Origin of the sequence: Paenibacillus sp. NRS-1781 (assembly GCF_050467745.1) — a bacterium.
GTDB lineage: Bacteria > Bacillota > Bacilli > Paenibacillales > Paenibacillaceae > Paenibacillus > Paenibacillus terrae_A.
Window position 1 is genome coordinate 1 of sequence record NZ_JBITPI010000089.1, and the last position, 4,651, is coordinate 4,651.

Here is a 4,651-nt window from a genome sequence, read left to right on the forward strand (position 1 = left end):
AGTAGGACGTCGCCAAGCAAATCTTTATGATTACTATTCCCTGATAGCTCAGTTGGTAGAGCACTCGACTGTTAATCGAGTTGTCACAGGTTCGAGTCCTGTTCGGGGAGCCATATGGAGAGGTGTCCGAGTTGGCCGAAGGAGCACGATTGGAAATCGTGTAGGCGCCAAAAGCGTCTCGAGGGTTCGAATCCCTCTCTCTCCGCCAGAATTTTTTTGTATGGCCCGTTGGTCAAGCGGTTAAGACACCTCCCTTTCACGGAGGTAACAGGGGTTCGATTCCCCTACGGGTCATTAACTATTTTATAAAAGAGCTTGAAATAAAAAGCTTATAATGGTATAATACGTGAAGTGATGCGTTGTGGAGGCTTAGCTCAGCTGGGAGAGCATCTGCCTTACAAGCAGAGGGTCGGGGGTTCGAGCCCCTCAGCCTCCACCATTTGAAAAGTAAATACCTATTATTGTCGCGGGGTGGAGCAGTTCGGTAGCTCGTCGGGCTCATAACCCGAAGGTCACAGGTTCAAATCCTGTCCCCGCAATTCATTTCCCTAAGGAAATCTTTTGGAACTGTGGTGTAGAGGCCTAACATGCCTGCCTGTCACGCAGGAGATCGCGGGTTCGAATCCCGTCAGTTCCGCCATTTTAGTAATAAATTGCTTCTCAAAGAGCCTTAGAATAAGGCTCGGTAGCTCAGTCGGTAGAGCAGAGGACTGAAAATCCTCGTGTCGGCGGTTCGATTCCGTCCCGAGCCACTTTTAATTTAATAATTTATGTGCCGGTGTAGCTCAACTGGTAGAGCAACTGACTTGTAATCAGTAGGTTGGGGGTTCAAGTCCTCTCGCCGGCACCATTTTTGGAGGATTAGCGAAGTGGCCAAACGCATCAGACTGTAAATCTGCTCCCTTACGGGTTCGGTGGTTCGAATCCATCATCCTCCACCAGTTTTATAGGGGCATAGTTTAAAGGTAGAACAACGGTCTCCAAAACCGTTGGTGTGGGTTCAATTCCTGCTGCCCCTGCCAAATTTTTTTTTGTCTTTGCGGCGATCGTGGCGAAGTGGTTAACGCACCGGACTGTGACTCCGGCATTCGTGGGTTCAAGCCCCATCGGTCGCCCTTTACCTTTAATGGGGATTAGCCAAGCGGTAAGGCAACGGACTTTGACTCCGTCATGCATAGGTTCAAATCCTATATCCCCAGCCATCTTAATGCGGACGTGGCTCAGCGGTAGAGCATCGCCTTGCCAAGGCGAGGGTCGCGGGTTCGATTCCCGTCGTCCGCTTTGTAATACTCTGGCGCCATAGCCAAGTGGTAAGGCAAAGCTCTGCAAAAGCTTTATTCCCCAGTTCAAATCTGGGTGGCGCCTCCATAATTGAATATGCCGGCGTGGCGGAATGGCAGACGCGCTCGACTCAAAATCGAGTGGGAAACCGTGGAGGTTCGAGTCCTCTCGCCGGTACCATAATTATTAATTAACAGTCTATTAGAGATATTACTCTAATGGACTTTTTTATGTGATTTTCAGTACCCCGTTCATTGCCTGAGCTGAAGAAACTTTTGAACTGTATACTAGGTGAGAATAAATATTGGCTGTGGTTGAGTAATCGCTGTGGCCCAACCATTCCTGAACCTCTTTCATGCCTACACCGCTGACCAACAGCTGACTGGCGAAACTATGTCGAAGATCATGATACCGAATACGCCGCAAGTTGTGGTTTTTCAAAATAATCGGAAAGTGATTACCTTCAAGAGTGGATTTATTTCCTCCGCATCGTAGAAGCTCGCCACATAGTTAATCTTTTTGGGACGCTCCACTAAATCGGCAGGATCAGCTAAGATTGGTTTGTTTTGGTTTTCATTGCATATGGAAGAGCTTTGCGGATATTGACGTGATAATCTATCACGGTATTGGCACTTATTGAACGCATAGCCGAATTCGCTTTTCTTGAGTCCTCCTTGGCTCTTACCGTTGAGGAGATTGAAGATCTAATCTTGAGGTTTGGAAACTAATTTCACGATATACTTATTAACATGAGTAAAATTTAAGAAATTGTCATTTTGAATTAAAATACTTTACTGATCATTCTAAAAATGCTATGCTTAGACCAAGTCAGATCTAACTATTATTTTTTTGACTAAAGTAGAATGATCATTCTATAATTGTCTAAATAATATTTTTGAAAAGGGAGAGAATCGTATGAAGTACACAGTTATTACAGGAGCGAGCTCAGGTATAGGATATGAGACAGCATTGGCCTTTGCGTATCGCGGCAAAAACCTGATTATTGTAGCTAGAAGATTGGACAAATTAGAAGAGCTTAAATCAAAAATTCAGGGAATAAATTCAGATTTAGACGTTGTTATTCTTACAAGTGACCTGTCGGTTACGGATCAGGCCTATACCCTGTATAACGATTTAAAGGAGTATCAAATTGAGACTTGGATTAATAATGCCGGACTTGGTGAATCCTCTTTTGTAGTGGATCAGAATTTAGATAAAGTTGAAGCTATGCTGCGTGTTAATATAGAAACCTTAACCATTCTCTCTACTCTATATGCACACGATCATGCTGATATAGAAGGAACTCAGTTAATTAACGTATCTTCAGCACTTGGTTATGCTGTTGCCGTTAGCAGTGTTACTTATTCTGCAACTAAATATTATGTTAGTGCCTTCACCGAAGGGCTTGCAAAAGAACTGGAACTGAAAGGTGCGAAATTGAAGGCAAAAGTATTAGCACCAGCCATAACAGAAACGGAATTTGCGAAAAAATCAATAGATGCTGAAGAATTTGATTTTAAAGCAAACATGCCTAAGTATCACACTGCCAAGCAAATGGCGGGCTTCATGGTGGATCTTTATGATAGCAACGAAGTGGTAGGAATTGTAGACCAGAACTATAATTTCAATTTGAGACAGCCAATATATCCAATAATCTCAGAATTTTAAATCCGACTGGAAATTCATATCCATGCAACATACGCGGACGGATGAATATGGAGGCTCTATAGAAAATGTGCTCGCTTCGCATTGAAATAGCAAAAGCCATCGTTGACGAGATTGGAGCAGAGAGAACAGGCTTCCGCTGGAAGTGGCTCTCTATATTTATAACAAAAAATAGGAAATAACAAAGTAGTTTTAAACTTAAACTACATTATAGACAGTTGTGTTTAAAAATGGCGTACAACTAAAAAATTGTACGCCATAAATTTATCTGTGAGTCATCAATGTTATGAGAAAAAAACTCAGGTCAAAAAAAATTATATTTGTATAGTTTCTTGGATCAACCTAAAAATCAGTGCTTGACGTATGGACTGCACTATACTGGTAGGTTTTCACAGCATTCGGGCGCTATGGGCCGATGTGGATCTTAATTAGTTTGATTATCTGTATAGTATCGTGCCCATTTTTCTATTGAAATAGTGAAAACTATTGTCTTAATCGCTACTTTGAAAAAATACAAGAAACACAATGAAGGTAACTCAAAAGAAGGATGCTGAATAAAATGAAAACACTCATGAAAGCAGCTCAGATCACCAAGTACTTAAAAAAAATCCACGCCCAAGTCAATGACATTCCAATTCCAGAGATTGCTGACAACGAAGTTTTGGTAAAGGTCAAAGCTGCAGCGGTTAATCCACTTGAAATGTTGATTATCACAGGTAGCGTGAAACTGATTCAAAATTATGAATTCCCATTAACGCTTGGTAATGAATTGGCAGGCGTTATCGAAAAAGTCGGAAAAAATGTGACTAACTTTTACGTAGGAGACGATATCTATACACGTCTCCCACTAAAAAAAATTGGTGCTTTTGCGGAATATGCCGCAATTGACGCTGCCGCAATTTCCCCCATGCCAAAAAACTTATCCTACGTGGAAGCCGCTGCTGCAGCACTGACTGGACTCACAGCGTATCAAGGTCTACATGAAGAACTTGAGGCACAGTCCGGCAAATCTGTTTTCATTCCAGGTGGATCGGGTAGTTTTGGTCAAATGGCTGTCCCAATCGCAAAGGCAATGGGTCTAAATGTCATTGTTAGTGGCAACGCACAAGCGCGCGAACGCACTTTGGAAATTGGTGCAGATCAATATTTGGATTACACGAAAGAAAACTATGTTGACTTGTTGTCGAATGTCGATTATGTGATTGATACCTTGGGAGCCGAAGAATTTGACAATGAATTAAAAATCATTAAACCGGGCGGAAGATTGCTCTCTCTCCGTACAGGACCCAATAGACGTTTCGCAGAAGACAATAACTTTCCATGGTGGAAACAAAAGCTGTTTTCTGTGGTTGGCGCAAAGTATGACAACAAAGCCAAGAAACACGACGTGGATTACCGCTTTATCTTCGTTCATTCTGACGGTGCACAACTAAAAAATATTACCAAAATCATCGAAAAAAACAACATTGTTCCACCGATTCATCCAACACTATTTACCATAGGCAATGTTAATGAAGCGCTAGAACTAGTCGCAAATGGGCGTCCAAAAGGGAAGGTGATTATTAATTTTTAAGGAGAAAATGATGAAAGCAGTACAAATATACGGCTACTCAAAAAAGCTAGAAGCTCACATCAACGACTTGCCTATTCCTAGAATAAACAAACATCAAGTATTGGTCAAAACCACGCCTGTTGATTAACCATA

Annotated in this window: 3 protein-coding genes and 15 tRNA genes; 17 read left to right on the plus strand and 1 reads right to left on the minus strand. The window is 42.1% G+C overall.

The window, feature by feature from the left end; translation table 11 throughout:
• The first annotated feature begins 37 nt into the window (after window positions 1–37).
• From ACIFO6_RS23705 to ACIFO6_RS23775, 15 genes are all read left to right on the plus strand, one after another.
• Window positions 38–113, plus strand: a tRNA-Asn gene (locus ACIFO6_RS23705).
• 3 nt (window positions 114–116) lie between these two features.
• A tRNA-Ser gene (locus tag ACIFO6_RS23710) sits at window positions 117–208 on the plus strand.
• A gap of 14 nt (window positions 209–222) precedes the next feature.
• Window positions 223–294, plus strand: a tRNA-Glu gene (locus ACIFO6_RS23715).
• Window positions 295–363: 69 nt separating this feature from the next.
• Window positions 364–439: transfer RNA gene (locus ACIFO6_RS23720), tRNA-Val, on the plus strand.
• Window positions 440–465: 26 nt separating this feature from the next.
• Window positions 466–539 (plus strand) — tRNA-Met (locus tag ACIFO6_RS23725).
• A 24-nt stretch (window positions 540–563) separates the two neighbouring features.
• Window positions 564–640: transfer RNA gene (locus ACIFO6_RS23730), tRNA-Asp, on the plus strand.
• A gap of 39 nt (window positions 641–679) precedes the next feature.
• Window positions 680–752: transfer RNA gene (locus tag ACIFO6_RS23735), tRNA-Phe, on the plus strand.
• Between the two features lie 22 nt (window positions 753–774).
• Window positions 775–850: transfer RNA gene (locus tag ACIFO6_RS23740), tRNA-Thr, on the plus strand.
• Window positions 851–855: 5 nt separating this feature from the next.
• Window positions 856–941: transfer RNA gene (locus ACIFO6_RS23745), tRNA-Tyr, on the plus strand.
• A gap of 7 nt (window positions 942–948) precedes the next feature.
• Window positions 949–1,022, plus strand: a tRNA-Trp gene (locus ACIFO6_RS23750).
• 20 nt (window positions 1,023–1,042) lie between these two features.
• A tRNA-His gene (locus ACIFO6_RS23755) sits at window positions 1,043–1,115 on the plus strand.
• Between the two features lie 12 nt (window positions 1,116–1,127).
• Window positions 1,128–1,202: transfer RNA gene (locus ACIFO6_RS23760), tRNA-Gln, on the plus strand.
• Between the two features lie 7 nt (window positions 1,203–1,209).
• Window positions 1,210–1,281: transfer RNA gene (locus ACIFO6_RS23765), tRNA-Gly, on the plus strand.
• Between the two features lie 12 nt (window positions 1,282–1,293).
• Window positions 1,294–1,368 (plus strand) — tRNA-Cys (locus ACIFO6_RS23770).
• Window positions 1,369–1,379: 11 nt separating this feature from the next.
• Window positions 1,380–1,461 (plus strand) — tRNA-Leu (locus tag ACIFO6_RS23775).
• Between the two features lie 48 nt (window positions 1,462–1,509).
• Here ACIFO6_RS23775 and ACIFO6_RS23780 read toward each other — a convergent pair.
• Window positions 1,510–1,722, minus strand: coding sequence for a tyrosine-type recombinase/integrase (locus ACIFO6_RS23780; RefSeq protein ID WP_430044468.1), 213 nt, complete (start codon window positions 1,720–1,722; stop codon window positions 1,510–1,512).
• A 474-nt stretch (window positions 1,723–2,196) separates the two neighbouring features.
• Here ACIFO6_RS23780 and ACIFO6_RS23785 point away from each other — a divergent pair, with 474 nt between their 5' ends.
• The gene (locus tag ACIFO6_RS23785) at window positions 2,197–2,949 is read left to right on the plus strand and encodes an SDR family NAD(P)-dependent oxidoreductase (RefSeq protein ID WP_430044470.1); all 753 of its coding nucleotides are present in this window, start codon (window positions 2,197–2,199) and stop codon (window positions 2,947–2,949) included.
• Between the two features lie 556 nt (window positions 2,950–3,505).
• The gene (locus tag ACIFO6_RS23790; protein ID WP_430044472.1) at window positions 3,506–4,519 is read left to right on the plus strand and encodes an NADP-dependent oxidoreductase; all 1,014 of its coding nucleotides are present in this window, start codon (window positions 3,506–3,508) and stop codon (window positions 4,517–4,519) included.
• Window positions 4,520–4,651: the final 132 nt, after the last annotated feature.